2 protein-coding genes are annotated in these 1,077 nt (G+C 67.5%); one reads left to right on the forward strand and one right to left on the reverse strand.

Annotated elements, in window-relative coordinates:
• A partial coding sequence (locus tag I59_RS17800; protein ID WP_022905032.1) for a CPBP family intramembrane glutamic endopeptidase occupies window positions 1-633 on the reverse strand: 633 nt, incomplete at its 3' end.
• Window positions 634-771: 138 nt separating this feature from the next.
• Here I59_RS17800 and I59_RS17805 point away from each other — a divergent pair.
• Window positions 772-1,077: GTP-binding protein (locus tag I59_RS17805; RefSeq protein WP_031274483.1), on the forward strand; the 306-nt coding region annotated here is incomplete at its 3' end.

Here is a 1,077-nt window from a genome sequence, read left to right on the forward strand (position 1 = left end):
ATCCCCCGAACCGATGCCCATGACGGCGTTCCCGACGAACGCGCCGAAGCCCTGGTAGAGGTGGTAGCTGCCGCGCAGCACCGCGGTGGACAGGATGACCTGCCACCGCCCCCAGCCGAGCTCGCCGAGCCGTTCGTAGAGGTACCCGATGACGATGATCTCCTCCTGCAGGCCAGACCGCACCGCCGAGAGCAGCAGGACCGGGATCGTCCACCAGTACGAGTCGAGCGCCGCCGGGTCGACGTTCACCGTGAAGCCGAGTGCGCGTCCGGTGAAGTAGAGCGCGAGCCCGGGGATGCCGATGCACAACGCGATGAGGGCCGCGCCGCCGAGGTCCGGCCGCACCCGGAACCGGTCGATGCCGAGGCGCGACAGGTGCGGCCGGGTGGAGCTCCAGAGCAGGTAGCACACCAGCGCCACCGGGGCGAGGTCGACCGCGATGCCGACGAGCTGTCGGGCGAGGTCGACGTACTGGACGGTCGTCGTCGACTGGTTGAGGGCCGTGGACTGCTGTCCGAGGGGTGTGGTCTGCGACAGGTCGTCGATGATCTGCAGGATCGAGTACAGCGCGCTGCCGCCGAGCGACAGCAGCAGGACGATCGTGATCTCGGTCCACGTTCGCCGTCGGCTCATGGTGTGTACTCCTGCTGGTTGCGAACTACCGGTAGACTGGCGTGTCGGGCGTTCTGCCCACCTCCGGGCAGTGCCACCACGGCGCACGCGCCGCCGTCGGCCGCCCGATCTTCTTCCGAACACCAAAGGATGTCCTGTATGGCGCTCGCCACCCGGTCCGACCTGCGCAACGTCGCCATCGTGGCACACGTCGACCACGGCAAGACCACCCTCGTCGACGCGATGCTCACGCAGACCAACTCGTTCGACGCCCACTTCGAGGGCGAAGACCGGATGATGGACTCGAACGACCTCGAGCGCGAGAAGGGCATCACCATCCTCGCGAAGAACACCTCGGTGCTCTACAACGGGAAGCACGCCGAGGAGTTCAACCCGGGCGGCCGCATCACGATCAACGTGATCGACACCCCCGGCCACGCCGACTTCGGTGGTGAGGTCGAGCGC

The organism is Curtobacterium sp. B8 (assembly GCF_000333315.1).
Lineage (GTDB): Bacteria > Actinomycetota > Actinomycetes > Actinomycetales > Microbacteriaceae > Curtobacterium > Curtobacterium luteum.